The sequence below is a fragment of the Paraburkholderia ultramafica genome (genome assembly GCF_902859915.1).
Lineage (GTDB): Bacteria > Pseudomonadota > Gammaproteobacteria > Burkholderiales > Burkholderiaceae > Paraburkholderia > Paraburkholderia ultramafica.
Genome location: NZ_CADIKK010000004.1, coordinates 160452 through 177874, shown reverse-complemented (window position 1 = coordinate 177874; position 17423 = coordinate 160452). Strand labels below are relative to the sequence as shown.

General features: G+C 62.8%; 17 protein-coding genes and 1 tRNA gene. 2 read left to right on the top strand and 16 right to left on the bottom strand.

Annotation, left to right across the window (positions count from 1 at the left end; genetic code table 11):
- Window positions 1-62 precede the first annotated feature (62 nt).
- The 7 genes from panB to HV744_RS06065 all read right to left on the bottom strand — a co-directional run bounded on the left by panB (window position 63) and on the right by HV744_RS06065 (window position 6426).
- Window positions 63-878: a 3-methyl-2-oxobutanoate hydroxymethyltransferase gene (gene panB / locus HV744_RS06095; RefSeq protein WP_175148633.1), complete on the bottom strand. Its 816-nt coding sequence runs from the start codon at window positions 876-878 to the stop codon at window positions 63-65.
- A gap of 35 nt (window positions 879-913) precedes the next feature.
- On the bottom strand, window positions 914-1594 hold the full coding sequence (locus tag HV744_RS06090) for a deoxynucleoside kinase (RefSeq protein ID WP_175148632.1): 681 nt from the start codon (window positions 1592-1594) through the stop codon (window positions 914-916).
- A complete protein-coding gene (gene folK / locus HV744_RS06085) occupies window positions 1591-2139 on the bottom strand; it encodes a 2-amino-4-hydroxy-6-hydroxymethyldihydropteridine diphosphokinase (RefSeq protein ID WP_175148631.1) in 549 nt (182 codons plus the stop codon). The genes HV744_RS06090 and folK overlap by 4 nt, the downstream gene beginning before the upstream one ends.
- A gap of 48 nt (window positions 2140-2187) precedes the next feature.
- On the bottom strand, window positions 2188-3795 hold the full coding sequence (gene pcnB / locus HV744_RS06080; RefSeq protein WP_175148630.1) for a polynucleotide adenylyltransferase PcnB: 1608 nt from the start codon (window positions 3793-3795) through the stop codon (window positions 2188-2190).
- The gene (locus tag HV744_RS06075; RefSeq protein ID WP_175148629.1) at window positions 3792-4478 is read right to left on the bottom strand and encodes a histidinol-phosphatase; all 687 of its coding nucleotides are present in this window, start codon (window positions 4476-4478) and stop codon (window positions 3792-3794) included. Before HV744_RS06075 ends, pcnB begins: the two co-directional genes overlap by 4 nt.
- Window positions 4479-4484: 6 nt before the next feature.
- Complete coding sequence (hda, locus tag HV744_RS06070; protein WP_246278958.1) at window positions 4485-5276, bottom strand: DnaA regulatory inactivator Hda; 792 nt, start codon at window positions 5274-5276, stop codon at window positions 4485-4487.
- A gap of 73 nt (window positions 5277-5349) precedes the next feature.
- Window positions 5350-6426, bottom strand: coding sequence for an AI-2E family transporter (locus HV744_RS06065; RefSeq protein ID WP_175148628.1), 1077 nt, complete (start codon window positions 6424-6426; stop codon window positions 5350-5352).
- Window positions 6427-6525: 99 nt separating this feature from the next.
- On the opposite strand from HV744_RS06065, the gene purM reads away from it, so the two are divergent.
- On the top strand, window positions 6526-7581 hold the full coding sequence (gene purM / locus HV744_RS06060; protein ID WP_175148627.1) for a phosphoribosylformylglycinamidine cyclo-ligase: 1056 nt from the start codon (window positions 6526-6528) through the stop codon (window positions 7579-7581).
- 93 nt (window positions 7582-7674) lie between these two features.
- Here the strand turns inward: purM and miaA are convergent, their stop codons facing one another.
- Both miaA and mutL read right to left on the bottom strand, forming a co-directional pair.
- Window positions 7675-8625, bottom strand: a complete 951-nt coding sequence (gene miaA, locus HV744_RS06055) for a tRNA (adenosine(37)-N6)-dimethylallyltransferase MiaA (protein ID WP_175148626.1) — start codon at window positions 8623-8625, stop codon at window positions 7675-7677.
- A 43-nt stretch (window positions 8626-8668) separates the two neighbouring features.
- Window positions 8669-10744 carry a DNA mismatch repair endonuclease MutL gene (gene mutL, locus HV744_RS06050; protein ID WP_175148625.1) on the bottom strand — a complete coding sequence of 692 codons (2076 nt, stop codon included), beginning with the start codon at window positions 10742-10744 and terminating at the stop codon, window positions 8669-8671.
- Window positions 10745-10949: 205 nt separating this feature from the next.
- Between mutL and HV744_RS06045 the strand changes: the two genes are divergently transcribed.
- Entirely contained in the window at window positions 10950-11621 is a 672-nt protein-coding gene (locus HV744_RS06045; protein WP_175148624.1) for a VTT domain-containing protein, read from the top strand.
- A 144-nt stretch (window positions 11622-11765) separates the two neighbouring features.
- On the opposite strand, the gene HV744_RS06040 is transcribed toward HV744_RS06045, so the two are convergent.
- From HV744_RS06040 to pal, 7 genes are all read right to left on the bottom strand, one after another.
- Entirely contained in the window at window positions 11766-12578 is an 813-nt protein-coding gene (locus tag HV744_RS06040) for a mechanosensitive ion channel family protein (RefSeq protein WP_175148623.1), read from the bottom strand.
- Window positions 12579-12908: 330 nt separating this feature from the next.
- Window positions 12909-13283 (bottom strand): hypothetical protein, encoded by a 375-nt coding sequence (locus tag HV744_RS06035; RefSeq protein ID WP_175148622.1) that lies wholly within the window; start codon window positions 13281-13283, stop codon window positions 12909-12911.
- A 334-nt stretch (window positions 13284-13617) separates the two neighbouring features.
- Window positions 13618-13764, bottom strand: coding sequence for a hypothetical protein (locus tag HV744_RS06030; RefSeq protein ID WP_175148621.1), 147 nt, complete (start codon window positions 13762-13764; stop codon window positions 13618-13620).
- 754 nt (window positions 13765-14518) lie between these two features.
- Window positions 14519-15634 carry a methyltransferase domain-containing protein gene (locus HV744_RS06025; RefSeq protein ID WP_175148620.1) on the bottom strand — a complete coding sequence of 372 codons (1116 nt, stop codon included), beginning with the start codon at window positions 15632-15634 and terminating at the stop codon, window positions 14519-14521.
- 245 nt (window positions 15635-15879) lie between these two features.
- Window positions 15880-15955: transfer RNA gene (locus HV744_RS06020), tRNA-Lys, on the bottom strand.
- 182 nt (window positions 15956-16137) lie between these two features.
- Window positions 16138-16887, bottom strand: a complete 750-nt coding sequence (gene ybgF, locus HV744_RS06015; protein ID WP_175148619.1) for a tol-pal system protein YbgF — start codon at window positions 16885-16887, stop codon at window positions 16138-16140.
- 20 nt (window positions 16888-16907) lie between these two features.
- The gene (gene pal, locus HV744_RS06010; RefSeq protein ID WP_175148618.1) at window positions 16908-17414 is read right to left on the bottom strand and encodes a peptidoglycan-associated lipoprotein Pal; all 507 of its coding nucleotides are present in this window, start codon (window positions 17412-17414) and stop codon (window positions 16908-16910) included.
- Window positions 17415-17423 lie beyond the last annotated feature (9 nt).

Genomic DNA, 17423 nt, shown 5'->3' with positions numbered 1-17423 from the left:
CGCGTGCGCAAAAACAAACCAGCGCCCCGCCAACCACCAAGGCGCTGCAATCCATCAGAACGTCAGAACGTGTGCTCCGGGCCAGGGAACGAAGCGTCCTTCACCGCGCGAACATACGCTTGCACAGCGGCCAGAATGCTCGGCTGCCCCTGCATGAAATCCTTCACAAAGCGCGGGCGCTTGCCGGGGAAAATCCCTAGCATGTCATGCAGCACCAGCACTTGACCCGAGCAATCCAGACCCGCGCCAATCCCGATCGTCGGAATGCGCAGCTGCTTTGTGACTTCGCTCGCGAGCTGCGTCGGAATCGCCTCCATCACGATCAATTGCGCGCCGGCCGCCTGCATCGCGAGCGAGTCGCGCAGCAACTGGCTCGCACCCGCCTCGGTCTTGCCTTGCACTTTGAAGCCGCCGAACGCATGCACGGACTGCGGCGTGAGGCCGACGTGCGCGCACACGGGAATCGAGCGCTCGACCAGAAAACGCACCGTGTCCGCGAGCCATACGCCACCCTCGAGCTTCACCATCTGCGCGCCGGCGCGCATCAATTCCACCGAGCTTCTGAACGCTTCTTCCGGCGTGCCATAAGTGCCGAACGGCAAATCGGCCACTACCAGCGCCGACGGCCGCGCGCGTGCCACGCTAGCCGTGTGATAAGCGATGTCGGCAAGCGACACCGGCAGCGTGGTCGTGTGGCCTTGCAGCACATTGCCGAGCGAGTCGCCGATCAACAGCACGTCGACGCCCGCCCGATCCAGCAGCGCGGCGAAGCTCGCGTCGTAACAGGTGAGCATTGCGATTCTCTCGCCGGCGTCGCGCATTGCCTGCAGTTTCGGCACGGTGATCGCGTTCCGGCTCGCTTCCTGCAAATAGGTCATGGGTCAATCCATTGGAAAAGAGGTGGCCGCGCCGCTCAGAGCGACGTGCCTTTGACAAAGAATTCCTTGCGGCCGCGCATGGTTTCGATGCGTTCGGCGAGTAGCGCAAGGTCCGCGTCGGAATCGAGCGGATTCAGGTGTTCGGCGTTGATCGTCAGCACGGGCGTGCCGTCGTAGTGATAGAAGAAGTCGTTGTACGCGTCGCACAGGGCGCGCAGATACGCGTCGGAAATCTGCAGCTCCATCGGCACGGCGCGCTTCTGGATGCGCGCGAACAGCACCTCGGGACTGGCCTGCAGATAGACCACGAAATCCGGCGCGGGCGCGCTGACGTCAAGCCGCGCGGCGAGCGCGCGATACAACTGCCACTCGTCTTCCTGCAAGGTTAGACGCGCGAAGATGTCGTTCTTCTGCGTCATGAAATCGGCGATCAGCGGCGTGCCCGAGCCATGCAACACGTTCACTTCCTGCGCCTGCTGCGCGCGCTGCAACGCGAAGTGCAGTTGCGCGGGCAACGCGTAACGCGCGGTGTCGCGATAAAAACGTTCGAGAAAGGGATTGGCCTGCGGCCGCTCGAATAATTCGTGCATCGACCAGCGCTGCGCGAGCCGCCGTGCGAGCGAAGTCTTGCCGACGCCGATCGGCCCTTCGATCGCGAGATACCCGAACGGAGGCCGCAAGTGCGGCGCGGTGACCGTGAGTGGCGGCGAACTCATTCGCAGCGGCCTTTGGCGGCAGCGCCGCCGTCGGCGGTTAATGCATTAAGCATTGGACACTGACAGGAGCCCTTCACCTTCTCGATGCGTTGATCCCTCACTGCGCCGAGCAGCGCATCAGCGCGGCCGTGTTGCGGGATGACCAGCGCCGCATCGATTTCGACCAGCGGCACCAGGGCAAAGGCGCGTTCGACCAGACGCGGATGCGGCACGATCAGATCGGCCTCGTCGATCGATTGATCGCCGTACAGCAGGATGTCCAGGTCGAGCGTGCGCGGTGCGTTGCGAAACGGCCGCTCGCGACCGAACTGATGCTCGATCTTGTGGCACAGCGCCAGCAGATGCCGCACGGGGAGCGTCGTATCGACCTTCACGACGCAGTTGAAATAATCGTCACCGCCCGCGTCGATCGGGGCAGTGCGATACAGGCTCGACTTGGCGAGCACGGAGATGGTGTGCTGCTGTGCGAGACACACCACTGCGTCTTTCAGGGTCTGGCGCGCGTCCCCGAGATTCGCGCCGAGGCCAAGATAAGCAACCGTCATGGCATACCTTTCTGCAACTATCGTTCGACGGCTCCAGCGAACGCTGTGTCAGTCGTCGTGCGAGCCGTCGTGGCCCGCGTCGTTGTCTGTGCGTTCGGCTGGCGTGCCGCCCTCCATTCCGTCGCCCGGTTTGCGGTTTCTGGCGCCACTGCTGCGCCGCCGTCGTTTTCTGGGACTCCGGTCCTTCCCGCCTTGCGTGAGCAATGCCTCGCGCGCGGCGACGTCTCCTTCAATGAACTCCGTCCACCACGCACCGGCCGACTCATCGAGTTCGCCCGATTCGCAGCGCAACAGGAGGAAATCATACCCCGCTCTAAATCTTTGGTGTTCCAGCAGCTTCAGCGCACTTCTTCCCGAGCGTTTTTCGAGACGCAACTGCAGGCCCCAGATTTCGCGCATATCCGACGAGAAGCGCTTGTGGATCGCGAGTTTCCCTGTTTGCATGTCGAGGACTTCGTCCATCGCGCGATGCAGGGCGGGTACCGGATATTCGCCGTCCGCTTCAAATTTCTGCCAGCGCTGTTGCACGTCGTGCCACAGCAGCGTGGCGAACAGGAAGCCCGGCGACACCGGTTTGCCGGCGAGCACGCGCTTATCCGTGTTGGTCAGCGCCAGTGTGATGAATTTTTCGCCGATCGGCTGCTCCAGCACCACGTCGAGCAGCGGCAGCAGGCCGTGATGCAGGCCTTCCTGGCGCAAGCGCTTCAGGCAGGCGAGCGCGTGACCCGACAGCATCAGCTTGAGCATCTCGTCGAACAGACGCGCGGCGGGCACGTTGTTGATCAGATCGGCCATCTTGCCGATCGGCGCGCGCGTGCTGTCTTCGATTTCGAACTCGAGCTTCGCGGCGAAACGCACCACCCGCAGCATGCGCACCGGATCTTCGCGATACCGCGTGGCCGGGTCGCCGATCATGCGCAGCAGACGCGCGCGCATGTCGGCCATGCCGTTGTGATAGTCCAGCACGGTTTCCGTGGCCGGATCGTAGTACATCGCGTTGATCGTGAAGTCGCGGCGCGTGGCGTCCTCGTGCTGCTCGCCCCACACGTTGTCGCGCAGCACGCGGCCGCTCGCGTCCACCGCGTGGGTGCGGCGGTCGAGCTCGTCGCGCTTGAGGCGCCGCGGCGGCGCCGCGTCCGCCGCGTCCGCCGCGGGCGGATCGACCAGCGCACGGAACGTCGAGGTTTCGATGATTTCCTGGCCGAACTGCACGTGCACGATCTGAAACCGCCGGCCGATGATGCGCGCGCGGCGGAACAGCTTCTGCACCTGTTCAGGGGTGGCGTCGGTAGCGACGTCGAAGTCTTTCGGTTTGACGCCGAGCAGCAGGTCACGCACCGCACCGCCGACGATAAACGCACGGTGGCCTGCCTGCTGCAGACCTTCGGTCACGCGAATCGCGTTCCTCGAGATCAAGGTGGGATCGATGCCGTGCACGTCGTGCGGGATGATGACCGGCACGTCCGGGTCGCGCACGGTCCTGGCGGCCGCGCCGGCGCCGGCGGGTTTGCGGCGCGCCTTGCTGGCGCCCGCCGCGGCGGACTTCGCGCGCGCGGGTGCGCGGCCGGTTACGTCTGCTTCGGCTTCGGCGGGCAGCGTGTCGTCAGCGGGCGCCGCGTCCTGGCCGAATAGCTTGCGGATAAGTTTTTTGATCACGAGGGTTGAAAGAGTTCGAGGATGCGCCAGCCTTTGGCTTGCGCATGGGCGCGCAATGTGTCGTCCGGATTGGTCGCGATGGGATCGGTGACTTTTTCGAGCAGCGGAATGTCGTTGTGCGAATCGCTATAGAAATAGCTGTGCTCGAAGTCGGCCCAGGTCTTGCCGAGCGAGGCGAGCCACGCTTCGGTGCGGACGATCTTGCCTTCCTTGTAGCTCGGCGTGCCGGTCGGGCGGCCGGTGTAGGCGCCGTGCGGATCGCCGTCGACGGTTTCCACTTCGCAGGCGATCAGCGCATCGACGCCAAAGGCTTGCGCGATCGGGCGCGTGATGAATTCGTTGGTGGCGGTGACCACGCAGCAGAGGTCGCCGGCTTCGCGGTGCTGCTTCACCAGCTCCAGCGCGACCGGGAAGATCGCCGGCGTGATGACTTCGTGCATGTACTGCGCGTGAAGCTCGGCGAGTTGCGCGCGCGTGTACTTCGCGAGCGGCGTGAGCATGGCGATCAGATAGGCGTGAATGTCGAGCTTGCCGGCTTTGTAGTCGGCGAAAAAGCGGTCGTTTTCGCGGGCGAAATTTTCGGCGTCGACCATGCCTTGTTTCACCATGAAGCGGCCCCATTCGTGGTCGCTGTCGGTGGGAATGAGCGTGTGGTCGAGATCGAAGAGTGCGAGGTTAGTCATGGGGGCCTATTTTACTTGAAGCGGGTGAAGCGGCGTGCGAACCGGCGGGGAGCCCGCTTGTGAACCAGCCTGTGAGCCCGATGAGCCGGGCGCGGCGCGCCGTTCGTCGGCGTCGGGCGACGCCAGCATGGTGCGCAACAGCGGCAGCGTGACCGCGCGTTTCTGCTCGAGCGAGAAGCGGTCGAGCGCGTCGAGCAGCGCCATCAGGCTCGGCATGTCGCGGCGAAAGTGCGTGAGCAGGTAGGCGGGCACGTCGTCGGCGAGCATGATGCCGCGCTCGCGCGCCGCGAGCTTCAGCACCGCCGCCTTGCCTTCGTCCGGCAGCGGCGCGAGATGGAACACGAGGCCCCAGCCGAGGCGGGTGCGCAAATCCTCGCGCACCGTCATGCCGATCGGCGGCGCGTTGCCCGCGGCGACCAGCGCGCTGGTGGGATGCGCGCGCACTTCGTTGAACAGGTTGAACACGGCGATCTGCTGCGCGGCCGACAGCGCGTCGCAATCGTCGATCGCGTATAGCGCGACGCGCGGGTCGAAGCTGAACGCGGCGAGGCTGCCCTGCGGACCGGCGAAGCGCGCATGCCCCGGCGGCGCTTCGTGCACGAGCGCCTGCAACAGATGCGTGCGGCCGCTGCCGGACTCGCCCCAGATGTAGAAGGTGCGATCGGCGACCGGCCCGGCGGCGAGCGCGTTGTCGAGCTCACGCAGCCGCGTGACCAGTTCCGCGTTCGCGCCGGCGAAGAAATTGTCGAATGTCGATGGCGGCGGGGTGCCGAGATCGAGCGTCAGTTGACGAAGCACAGTAGGTTAATGCCGAAAATGAGGCTAAGGCCGCAGTGGCCCGGACCTCGGGCCTTAATACGTCAGTAAGCGGTCAATTGTTGTAAAGCGTGCTCGTCAGATAGCTTTGCCGCAACTCGCGGATCGCTACCGACAGGATCGCGCTGACCGGCAACGCGAGCAACACGCCGAAAAAGCCGAACAGCTGGCCGAATGCGAGCAAGGCGAAGATTACCGCGAGCGGGTGCAGGCCGATGCGTTCGCCGACGAGGCGCGGCGTCAGATAGAAGCTCTCGACGATCTGCGCGAAGCCGTAAATCAGCGCGACCGCGCCGAAGCCGTACCAGTTGCCGAACTGTAGCAGCGCCGCGAGCAGCGCGAGCACCAGGCCGGTTGCAAAGCCGATGTACGGGATGAACACCGCGATGCCCGTAAAAATACCGACCGGCAACGCAATCTCGAAGCCGGCGATGCTCAGCGCAATCGAGTAGTACGCCGCCAGCACCGCCATCACCAGCAACTGGCCACGCAGGTATTGCGACAGCATCTTGTCCATGTCGCGCGCCAGTTGCAACGTCTTGTCGAGCCAGCGGCGCGGCACCACGATCTGCAGGCGTGCCAGCATGCGGTTCCAGTCGAACAGCAGATAGAACAGCACGAGCGGCACCAGCACGAGGTTGCCGATCACCGTCATCATCAGGTTGCCGCTGGTGCGAATCGAGGTCCATGCGTACCGCGCGACGGTTTGCGCGCTGCCTTCCAGCTGCCCCATCACGAGGTCGCGGATGCTGGCGAAGTCGAGCGAGTCAGCAAGGCCCAGCATAGCCAGCTTGGGTTGCAGCCACGCGCTCGCATGCGCGAACATCTGCGGCACCTGCTGCCGCAGTTGCGGCCCTTCCTTCTGGACCGCCGCGAGCACCAGCAGCACGAGCAAGGTCATCAGCAGCGTGAAGAACAGCATCATCAGCAATGCGGCCAGCGCGCGCGGCACGCGCCGGCGCACCATCCACGCGACGCCCGGTTGCAGAATGTACGCGAGAATCGCGCCGAGCAGAAACGGCGTGAGGACCGGACTGAGTAACCAGAGCAGGATGCCGACGCCCAGCGCGATCACGATCCAGATAAGGGCGCGGCGCTGAACAGGCGTCAGATTCGAGGAGTTTTGTTGCAAAGTTGTTTCCCAGGTGTCGTCGGAACCGGATGATCAAATTCCAGCCAGTCGGCCGGCATCGGGTAAAATCGCATTTTACCGACCTTCTCGCTCTTCCCCATGAATCAACCCAAATCCGCCCCTGACGCCCAAGGTTTGTCGTATCGCGACGCCGGCGTGGACATCGACGCGGGCGACGCCCTCGTCGACGCGATCAAGCCCTTTGCCAAAAAGACGATGCGAGACGGCGTGCTGGGTGGCATCGGCGGGTTCGGCGCGCTGTTCGAAGTGCCGAAGAAGTACAAGGAGCCGGTGCTCGTGTCCGGCACCGACGGCGTCGGCACCAAGCTGCGTCTCGCGTTTCAACTGAACAGGCACGACACTGTCGGCCAGGATCTGGTGGCGATGAGCGTGAACGACATTCTCGTGCAGGGCGCCGAGCCGCTGTTCTTCCTCGACTACTTCGCGTGCGGCAAGCTGGACGTCGGTACGGCGGCCACGGTCGTGAAGGGCATCGCGCATGGTTGCGAACTGTCGGGTTGCGCGCTGATCGGTGGCGAAACGGCGGAAATGCCGGGCATGTATCCGGACGGCGAGTATGACCTGGCCGGTTTCGCGGTCGGCGCGGTGGAAAAGAGCAAGATCATCGACGGCAGCACGATCGCCCCGGGCGACGTGGTGCTGGGTCTGGCATCGAGCGGCATTCATTCGAACGGCTTTTCGCTGGTGCGCAAGATCATCGAGCGCGCGCAGCCCGATCTGAATGCGGACTTCGACGGCCGAACGCTGGCCGACGCGCTGATGGCGCCCACGCACATTTACGTGAAGCCGTTGCTGGCCCTGATGCAGCAGATCACGGTCAAGGGCATGGCGCACATCACGGGCGGCGGGCTGGTCGAAAATATTCCGCGCGTGTTGCGTGAAGGGCTGACGGCCGAGCTGGATCATCGCGCATGGCCGCTGCCGCCGCTGTTCGCGTGGCTGCAAAAGCACGGCGGCGTCGCGGATGCGGAAATGCATCGCGTGTTCAACTGCGGGATCGGCATGGCGGTGGTGGTTGCCGCAGCCGACGCGGATGCGGCGATCGGTATGTTGTCCGCCGCTGGCGAGCAGGTCTGGAAGATCGGCGCGATTCGCGAGAGCGCGGCCGGCGAAGCTCAGACGGTCGTGGTTTAAGGGCGCGTGGCCCGTGCGGCGTGCAGATTGCAGGTGCCGCGCGGGCTCGATGCCTCAAAGCTTCACATCACCTCAACGCTTCACACCAACGCTTCAGATCAACGCCTCGATCTGATCGAGCACCCGTGCGGTAGCGTGCGGATCGCAGCAGTCCACCACCACCCGCTCGGTCATGCTGCGCAGCCACGTGAGCTGCCGCTTGCACAACTGCCGGGTTGCAAAGATCCCCTTGTCCCGCATCGTCGAATAATCGACCGCGCCGTCCAGATATTCCCAGACTTGCCGATAGCCGACGCATCGCATCGACGGCATCTCGGGCAGTAAGTCACCGCGTTCGCGCAGCTTCACCACTTCATCGACGAAACCGCCGGCCAGCATCGCATCGAAGCGCTTCTCGATGCGCGCGTGCAGCACGCTGCGCTCGGACGGCTCCAGCGCGATCGGCACGAAGCGCCACGCTGCAGCGGCGTCGTCGACTTGCGCGGGGGCGGCCAGCAGCGCCGACATCGCCTGCCCGGTCAGCAGGAAAACTTCGAGCGCGCGCTGAATCCGCTGCGAATCGTTCGGCGCGAGGCGCGCGGCCGTCACGGGATCGAGCGCGGCAAGCCGCGCGTGCAGGGCCGGCCAGCCTTCGCGCGCGGCGTCCGCATCGAGCGTTGCACGTACGTCGGCGTCGGCGGCGGGTAGGTCATTGAGCCCTTGCGTGAGCGCCTTGTAGTACAGCATGGTCCCGCCGACCAGCAACGGCAGCCGCCCGCGTGCGTGAATTTCGCCGGCCAGCCGCAACGCGTCGGCGCGAAATTGCGCGGCCGAATAAGCATCGTTCGGATCGACGATATCGATCAGGTGATGCGGCGCCACCGCGCGTTCTTCCGCAGTCGGCTTCGCGGTGCCGATATCCATCTCGCGATAGACCAGCGCCGAGTCGACGCTGATGATTTCCACCGGCCGCCGCGCGGCCAGCGCCAGCGCGGCAGCGGTCTTGCCGGATGCGGTCGGGCCGAGCAGGCAAGGGATCGGCGTGGGGGTAGGGCGTGACGTCATGAGCAAGCCGGCACGCGTCGAAGCAATTTCATCGAGCGCACCGTCACTGTCCGCGCATGAACAGCCGATCGAGATCGGACAGCGTCAGTTGATACCACGTCGGCCGCCCGTGATTGCACTGATCGGCGCGCTCGGTCGCCTCCATCTGCCGCAGCAGCGCGTTCATTTCATCGAGCGTCAGACGCCGGTTCGCGCGCACCGCGTGATGGCACGCGAGCGTGCCGAGCAGTTCGTGCTGACGCTCGGTCAACACGCGCGAGCCGCCGAACGCGTGCAGGTCGGAGAGGACCGCGCGCGCCAGCGCCTGCAGATCGGCGTCTTTCAGCAGCGCGGGCACGGCGCGGATCGCCAGCGTGGTCGGCGACAGCACAGCGAGGTCGAAGCCGAGCGCGTCGAGCGTGTCGCGTTCTTCTTCCACTGTGCCGATTTCGATCGGATCGGCCTGCATCGTCTGCGGGATCAGCAGCGGCTGCACGGCGATCGTGCGATCGGCCAGCGCGTTCTTGAACTGCTCGTACAGAATGCGTTCGTGCGCGGCGTGCATGTCCACGATCACCAGCCCGTGGGCATTCTGCGCGAGCACGTAGATGCCGTGAATCTGGCCGAGCGCGAAGCCGAGCGGTTGTTCGTCGGCGGCGTTGAACGCGGGAGATGCGTAGGGCGCTGACGCGTTATATGGCGACGCCGTTTCCGCAGCGGGGTCGCGCGCTTCGAACAGCGTGGCGCCTTCCGCAGTGGCGGTGTTGGTGTCTTTGCGGCCGAACAGCGCGTCGTAAAACGCCAGCGGTTGCGCAACCGGCAGCGTGCCTTGCGTCATGCGCGCCTTGCGCATCCAGGTGTTGCCGGGTTGCGACGACGAGCCGAAGCCGCCGTCTGCCCCGCCGCCAAGGCCGCTTGCGCCGAAGTTGCCGCCGCTCACGCCCATGCCCGAGCTCGCGCCTGAGCCGAAGCTGCTGCCGCCAACGCCCGCGCCACCCAGCGGCGTCGCGCCGAACGAAGCCGGCCCGCCTGCCGATGGTTCTAGATGCGCCGCATGCCCACCCGCGGTCGTTTCCGGCGACGCGCCCGCATGCCGCGCCAGCGCGCGCTGCACCGCGTGAAACACGAACTGGTGAATCGAGCGCGAGTCGCGAAACCGCACTTCGATCTTCGACGGATGCACGTTCACATCGACGCCTTCCGGCGGCAGATCGAGGAACAGCACGTAGGACGGATAGCGGTCGCCGTGCAGCACGTCTTCATAAGCGGCGCGCACCGCGTGCGTGAGCAGCTTGTCGCGCACGAAGCGGCCATTGACGAAGAAGTACTGCTGATCGGCGCGCCCGCGGCTCGCGGTCGGCAGACCGGCGCAACCATAGACGGCCAGCGGTCCGGCGGATTCGTCGAGCGGCAGATGGGCCGTCGCGAAGGTCTCGCCGAGAATCTTCGCGACCCGCACCGGCGGTTCGCTCGCGTTCCAGTGTTCGACCGCCTTGCCGTTATGCAGCACCGAAATCGCGACGTCCGGCCGCGCCAGCGCCGCGCGACGAATCTGTTCGAGGCAATGGCCAAGTTCGGTCTGTTCGCTTTTCAGGAATTTGCGGCGCGCGGGCGTGTTGAAGTACAGCTCGCGCACTTCGATCGTCGTGCCCTGGGTGCCGGCCGCTGGGCTCAGCACGCCGGTTTGCGCGTCGACGCGCACGGCATGCGGTGCATCGGCGGTGCGGCTCGTGATGGTCATTTGCGCGACCGACGCGATCGAGGCCAGCGCCTCGCCGCGGAACCCGAGCGTCGCGACCGCCTCCAGTTCGGCGAGCGAGCGGATCTTGCTGGTCGCATGGCGCATCAGCGCGAGCGCCAGTTCGTTTTCGGGGATGCCGCAGCCGTCGTCGGTGATCGAGATGCGTTTGACGCCGCCTTCGTCGAGCAGGATGCGCAGCGTCTGCGCGCCCGCGTCGAGCGCATTTTCCAGCAACTCCTTGACCACCGAGGCCGGCCGCTCGACCACTTCGCCAGCGGCGATCTGGCTGATCAGCTGATCGGGAAGAGGCAGGATCGCGCGCAACGGGCGCGGGGCGGGCGCGGCGGCGGACACTGCGGGCGCGGCGGAGCCGGCAGGCGTTTCGGAGAATTCGGACATGGCGAAATTATAGCGATTCGGCACGCGGGCCCGCAGCCACGGCGAAGGTCGGCAGATATTTAATCGCAGCCGGGCACTTTCTGTATCATGACGCGGTCAATTTCCGGCGGCGAGCGTGCGCTTGCCGCCATCGTTCGCAGGCCTGCCGGCAAGGCCGGCAACGCGGTTTGCGCCACGCTCACATTCGCTTAACAGAGGACGCTCCTTGGACACGCTGCTACATTTCGTCAACCTTGTCTTGCATATCGACAAGTTCCTCGGAGACTTCATTCATGTGTACGGCGCCTGGGTCTACGCGGTGCTGTTCCTGATCGTGTTCAGCGAAACCGGGCTGGTCGTTTTGCCGTTTTTGCCGGGCGATTCGCTGTTGTTCATCGGTGGCGCTTTCTGTGCGACGGGTCAGCTGCACCTGGGTCTGCTGATCGTCCTGCTGGTGGTTGCGGCGATCACCGGCAACACGGTCAACTACCTGATCGGTCGGGCCATTGGGCCGCGGGTGTTCAATTCGCACATCCCTTTCCTCGAGCGCTTCCTCGACCGCAGCGCGCTGCAGAAGACCCACAATTTCTATGAAAAGCACGGCGGCAAGACCATCGTGCTCGCGCGTTTCATTCCGGTAGTGCGGACCTTCGCGCCGTTCGTGGCGGGTGCTTCGTCGATGACGGTGAGCCGGTTTCAATTTTTCAACGTCGTTGGCGCGCTGTTGTGGGTGTTGCTGCTCGTGCTGCTCGGTTACTTCTTCGGCAACATTCCGTTCATCCGTCAGTATCTGAATGTGATCGTGCTGGTGGGTATCGGCGCGGCCGTGGTGCCGGTTCTGCTCGGCGCGCTGTGGAAGATGTTACGCAAGGATGGGGCCAAGGCCGGCCACCACTGACACATCCATTGCAGGGGTACGTGCAGGCATACGAACAAAAGGCGTCGCGAATCTCGCGACGCCTTTTTCGTTTTGCGGTGCTGGATCGCTGACGACGCAGCGCAAACTTCCCTTCAGCTAAGCGTGACGCCAGTTGCGCTCAGTTCAGTTGATTACGCGTGGCGCAAGCGGTGTTTCCGGCGTCGGATAGCCCGCATCCTTGAACGTCTGCACGATCGCGCGATTTGTGTCGAAATAGACCTGCCAATAATGGTCATTGGGCGTGTAGGGCCGCACGCATAGCAATGGTCCCTCCGGCGTGAAGCTCAACACTTCGATGTCGGGCGCGGGGCTCCCGGCCACATTCGGAATCTGCACGATGGCCGCCCTCAACCGGTTCATCGCATCCGTCGGATCGACGCCGTTGGCGATCTTCGCGGTCAGCTCGACGCGCCGCACCGGCAACACGCTGAAGTTCGAGATCGTGTCGGAGAAGATCTTGTTGTTGCCGATGATGGTTGTCACATTGTCCGGCGTGACGATGGTGGTGCCGAACAGGCCCAGCTCCGAGACCGTGCCGGTGACGCCCCCCGCGGTGACAAAGTCGCCGACCTTGAACGGCCGCAGCACCTGCATGAAGACGCCGGCCGCGAAGTGGGCGAGCAGACCGCCCCAAGCCGTGCCGATCGCGAGGCCGAGACCGGCGAGCAGCGCGGCGAACGAAGTCGTCTGGACACCGAACACCTGCAGGATCGCGAGGATCAGCAGCAGATTCAGCAAGGCGCCGAGAATCGAGCCGAGATAATGAGCCAGTGTGGGATCGACCCGGCCATTGCGCGCGAGCAACTTGCGCAGCAAGCCGGTGATCAGGCCGATGATCCAGCGGCCGACGATCCATAAGACGATCGCTCCGAGGACCTTGGTGCCGAGGTCGATGCCTCGGGTCATGATGAACGTGTGTACGGTATCGAGATCCAAGATGTTCCTCGTTGGATAAGTTGCCTTCGACTGATTGAACGATGGTGGTGCAATACAGTGGCAAAATGCCCGGCGACAGGCGCAAACGGTAACACTCGGGGCCACACTCGGTCTTCGGGAGTTATAGGTGACGTCGCGCGCATGTGCAAGGACCGTTCCCGCTGCCTGGACGGGAAGCCTGGCGGGAAAGAGCGGGCGGTTTGGCGGCCGCTTTTAAAGAGATGGCAGCTTGCTGCGCCGGAGGTGCGGTGGCCTGTTCGGCGACGCCGCTGACGCAAGTTCGTGTCGCGGCCTGGTGGCCGGTCACGAGTCGTGCTGATGCGCGTTGGGTTACATGCGCAGATGCGATTCCGAATAGGGCGAGGTGCGGATGACGAGCGCCTCGTCAGCGCGGATCTTCGCGGAGCGCTTGCGGCGTGCTACGTGATGCCACGCGAAAGCGGCAACGATGGCGAGCATATATGCGGTGGCGCGTGAGAAAAATGCTGCCGGTGTGCTGAACTTGCCGTAGCGGTTCTGCGCATCGGCGAACACGAGGAAAGTCAGCGCCGCATCGAACACAAACGCGGCCAGGGCCAGCGCGGCGAATACATGCACGCCATTGATTGCCGGGCCGGGCGTGAACCGGTTGTACAGACCACACGCGATCAACACGATCGCGAGTAAAGCAAAGTTCGAGACGAGATCGAACAGAAAATTGGCCATATCGATCCAATGAATGCGCAGGGCGCCGCGATGTTGCCAACGCGTCTGTTGACGCGAGGCTCCAGCGTGTTGTGCTGGATCGGCGGCGATCATTGCATAACTTTGTATCTCGATAAATGACCGGGTTTGGAGTCGGTAGAGTGTCGTCAGTGTGGGCGGAGCAGGTGTCAGAAGAGCTTGATTGTTCTGTGCGTTGCGGTGGTTGGTGTTGTGGGAATGTGTCGATTGGATTGTGAGGAATGCAGTAGAACGCAGTTGATTGGGGCGAGTTTCAATCGATCGTTCGACAGGAACCGGGGTGAAGCTTCGGCTCGACGCAGTTGCGTCGATGAGGTCAGCACGGCTCCCTTGAATTGAAGTTCATTGCCGCGCCGACGCCGATTCCAGGTGTGCCGCCCTGCACGAATATTTCCTGAGCGTGCAACGTCTCGGTCGAGATTGCGATACCCACTACCCAGATGACTTTTGTCGTCGTTTTCATGGGCCCCCCTAGGCGGATGGGCAGCGTGATCGTAGTTCCTGGCCGCCCTGTCTCGTGGTCTTGTCTGGAGCGCTCTATTGGCGCTGTGAAAAGATCATGCCTGGGCGACGCGCGGGTGGTCTGTGGGGTGTCGAACTGTTTTGGGGAATGAACGAAGGGGGCGCCGAAGCGTGAAGCAAACGGAAAAAGGCGTGCGAGGTTGACGCGTGCAAGCCGTAGACTCTTTTGCGCGGCCGGGTGGGATTTGACGTTGTGATGTGAGGAGAGACGGCCGAGTGGCTTGCAAACGGGCGTTTGGCAGATGACGGGTTTGGTCGATAACGGCGCGGCAAGCAGGGTTCCTGGCAATCATGGTGGCTCGCGGTCCATGTGTGCGGTTTCGCACGCTGGTCGACATCAAATAACTATGGAGACCTACGTGGATGTGCGACCTCTTGCACTTTGCAACTCAGTCCGGAAGCAATCAGGCGGTTCATGACCGTATGATCAGAAATTTTTTTTGCTAACCAATACGTTGCAATGCGCAATGGCAGGCATGCGGGCAGAGGGCAAAACAGAGAATCGGAGTGCCCACGTGTTCTCGGCAGAACTTGCCTTTCTAGTCAACGAGGCAAGGCGGGCGGCAGCGCTTGCTGGCATGTCGGCTTCCTAACTTGCGACACAGCTTTTCCCTTATGAAACAGACTTGTTACCTATGGACGGCGGGCGCCTGAACTGAGCAAGCGCGCGCGGTCCGATATCCCATGTTGATCTGCTACGACTGATTCGGCCGGATCGGTCTTCCTTCGTGCCATCCAAACAGCAGATAGTGATCCGCTGCATTCACGCCGGCAGCCGCGACGTCCGCATTGGCGCGAAGGTATTCTTCGGAGTCGAATCCGTACGGAAGTCCGATCGCAACCAGTGGATCAAGGGTGCTCTTTTCACCCGGCTGGCGCTGTGACAGATGGCCGCGCTTCTCTTTTTTTATGTCGAGTTCAGCTTGACGCCTTGCCTGCCACGATGGCTCTCCGGGCGCGATCGTGACAGCGGCGTCGGCCATTCGCTCCCAACTCTGCACTATATAATCTCGGTCCCTTGAGCGGCGGAGCGTAACGTAGAACTCAAAGTCTTCTTCTTCGGTGTCTTCGAAGCGCTCGCACGCGAAGTCGACAAGGCCGGCTCGCGCCATTTCGGCAAACAGGTTTGCGAAAGAGCGTGGGGTGAAAACCCAGCAATGGATGTCGTGGTAATTGCCGTTTGCAAGTATGTCGCGAGCCAGACTGATCGCCCCCTCGACGGTGTAATGGCGCTCGGGGATGGCAGGTACGGTATCGCGCCATATTTGCATCCGTTCGGCCTTGACAGCGCCCAACGCAAAATCCAGCATCGAATGGGGTTGTGGCACTCGAGCTTTGTTGACGTAGCTCAGCAGAATATCCGCAAGGCTCGATTCGCGCCGCAGGCAGTCGAACAGGAATCGCTTGTCAGGAACGATCAGCCTGACCTCCCCCGTTGGCTTTAGAATCGACGCGATCTCGTTTAGCCACGTAATGAGATCGGGTACATGTTCGATCACGTGCGATGCGACAACGTAATCCACGTAGCGCCCCCGGACTGCATCTTGGAGCGTGTTTTGCCCCCAAACAGCATCGACTCGAACGATCTTCCCCACGTCGACATGTGGGTCGCCCTCGTACTTCTGTTTCAGGGATTGAGTGTCGGCGTGGTCAACGTAGATGACCTCTCCGTCTTCCCGCCGAACGATTGGGCGACACAATGCGCCAATCTCGACACCGACCAAATTCTTGAGATTTGCACCTGCCAGTAGTTTTTCACGTCGCTGCTGCTGTGTGGACTTAGCAGCCGGGTCGTCATAGTATTCGCTCATTCATGTCCCCTGATAATGGATCCAGATATATGCGCAGAGACTTCGGAGTCGAGTAATGTAACTCATCGCGCAACGCTGCTAGATACCGGCTGACAATAAAGGTGCGAAAACCGAAACGGGCGGGGTGTCAAAGGTGTGCAAAACGATGTCAAATCGCGCGCGTCGCTGCAGCGGCTCCGCTCCGCCGTGCGCGGCAAAAAGAAAAAGGGCTTGCGACGCTGACGCGTGCAAGCCCTTGAATCTTTTGGTAGGCCGTACGGGATTCGAACCTGTGACCAACGGATTAAAAGTCCGCTGCTCTACCAGCTGAGCTAACGACCCAAAAGAGAAGCGAGATTATATCGATGGCCCAGGAGACTGTCAACCCATTGTGGCCATTCAAGCCATCGACACTTCAGATAATGAAAAGCCCGGGCATCACTACCCGGGCTTTTCAGCGAGAGGCGCGCGTGGCTATGACCTCGGACACTGCGCGTTACTGCCAACGACTCAAACAGATCCGACTACTTGATTTGCGACAGCTTGCTTTGAGCCGACTGCGCGACATCCGACCCGGCGTATTGCGAAACGATCTGCTCAAGCGTCTTTTTGGCCGCAGCCTTCTGACCCTGCTCGATCTGATTGTTCGCAATCGCCAGCAGCGCTTCAGGCGCGCGCGGATGCTGCGGGTAGTTCTTCACTACACCTTGCCAGGTCGCCGTCGAGCCCTTGTAATCGCGCAGCGCATACAGCGCGTTGCCGAGCCAGTACTGCGCGGTCGGCTGATAAGGACTGTTCGGATACTTGGAGATAAAGCTGCGGAACGACGCCGCCGCATTCTTGAAGTCGCCGCTGCGGAACTGCTGCGAAGCCGCATTGAACGAATCGGTTTCGCCCGGCTGCACCTCGCCCTGGACGCCGTCCACCGTCTGTTGCTGTGGCTCGAATTTCTTCAGGCGCGTGTCCAGATCGGTGTAGTAGTCCTTCTGCTGCTTTTGCAGCGTGGAGAGCTGATTCGCCATGTCCTCGTTCTGCCCACGCAGCGTCGCGACCTGCTGGTTCAACTGGTCGAGACGGTTGGACTGATCGAGGATAGTGCGCTGTGCGGCCGACAGCTGGCTCGACAAACTATCGGTCTTCGAGCGCAGATCGAGAATGGCCTGGCGGGCCTGATCGTCGTCGAAGATGCCCGCATGCGCGGGCACAGCCGCGAAGACCGTGCCTGCGACGCAGGCCGCTGCGGCAAACCGCAGCCAGGAGAAACGATGCGTCATTCGGCTCATAACCCGTTGACTTACTGTTGATACACGAGGTCGGCGCGGCGGTTTTGTGCCCACGACGCTTCGTCATGACCGGTAGCTTGCGGCTTTTCCTTGCCGAGGCTCACGGCTTCCATTTGCGAGTCCGTCACGCCCATCAGCGACAGCGAACGGCGCACAGCTTCAGCACGCTTCTGGCCGAGTGCCAGGTTGTACTCGCTGGTGCCGCGCTCGTCGGTGTTGCCCTGGATCAGGACGTGACGTTGCGGATGGCTCTTCAGATATTGCGCGTGTTGTTGCAGCAGCGACTGGTAGTCGTCCTTGACCGAATAGCTGTCGAAGTCGAAGTAGATGCTGCGCTTGGCGAGCGGGCTGTTCGGATTGTTCAGTTCGTCGACGTTGACCTGGGCGACCTCGTTCGGGTTCGGCTGCGTCGAAACTGCACCCTTGTTGGCGTTTTCGTCGAGCTTGACGCCCGAGTGACATGCGGCCAGCGCGCCGACCATCAGTACAGCAAATGCGAAACGAAGTTTGGACATCATTTGGTTACT

Coding starts and splice junctions, on each gene's coding strand:
- panB (WP_175148633.1), bottom strand. CDS start 878: ATGACCTATTTGCAGGAAGCGAGCCGGAACGCGATCACCGTGCCGAAA.
- HV744_RS06090 (WP_175148632.1), bottom strand. CDS start 1,594: ATGAGTTCGCCGCCACTCACGGTCACCGCGCCGCACTTGCGGCCTCCG.
- folK (WP_175148631.1), bottom strand. CDS start 2,139: ATGACGGTTGCTTATCTTGGCCTCGGCGCGAATCTCGGGGACGCGCGC.
- HV744_RS06075 (WP_175148629.1), bottom strand. CDS start 4,478: ATGACTAACCTCGCACTCTTCGATCTCGACCACACGCTCATTCCCACC.
- purM (WP_175148627.1), top strand. CDS start 6,526: ATGAATCAACCCAAATCCGCCCCTGACGCCCAAGGTTTGTCGTATCGC.
- miaA (WP_175148626.1), bottom strand. CDS start 8,625: ATGACGTCACGCCCTACCCCCACGCCGATCCCTTGCCTGCTCGGCCCG.
- mutL (WP_175148625.1), bottom strand. CDS start 10,744: ATGTCCGAATTCTCCGAAACGCCTGCCGGCTCCGCCGCGCCCGCAGTG.
- HV744_RS06035 (WP_175148622.1), bottom strand. CDS start 13,283: ATGGCCAATTTTCTGTTCGATCTCGTCTCGAACTTTGCTTTACTCGCG.
- HV744_RS06030 (WP_175148621.1), bottom strand. CDS start 13,764: ATGAAAACGACGACAAAAGTCATCTGGGTAGTGGGTATCGCAATCTCG.
- HV744_RS06025 (WP_175148620.1), bottom strand. CDS start 15,634: ATGAGCGAATACTATGACGACCCGGCTGCTAAGTCCACACAGCAGCAG.
- ybgF (WP_175148619.1), bottom strand. CDS start 16,887: ATGACGCATCGTTTCTCCTGGCTGCGGTTTGCCGCAGCGGCCTGCGTC.
- pal (WP_175148618.1), bottom strand. CDS start 17,414: ATGATGTCCAAACTTCGTTTCGCATTTGCTGTACTGATGGTCGGCGCG.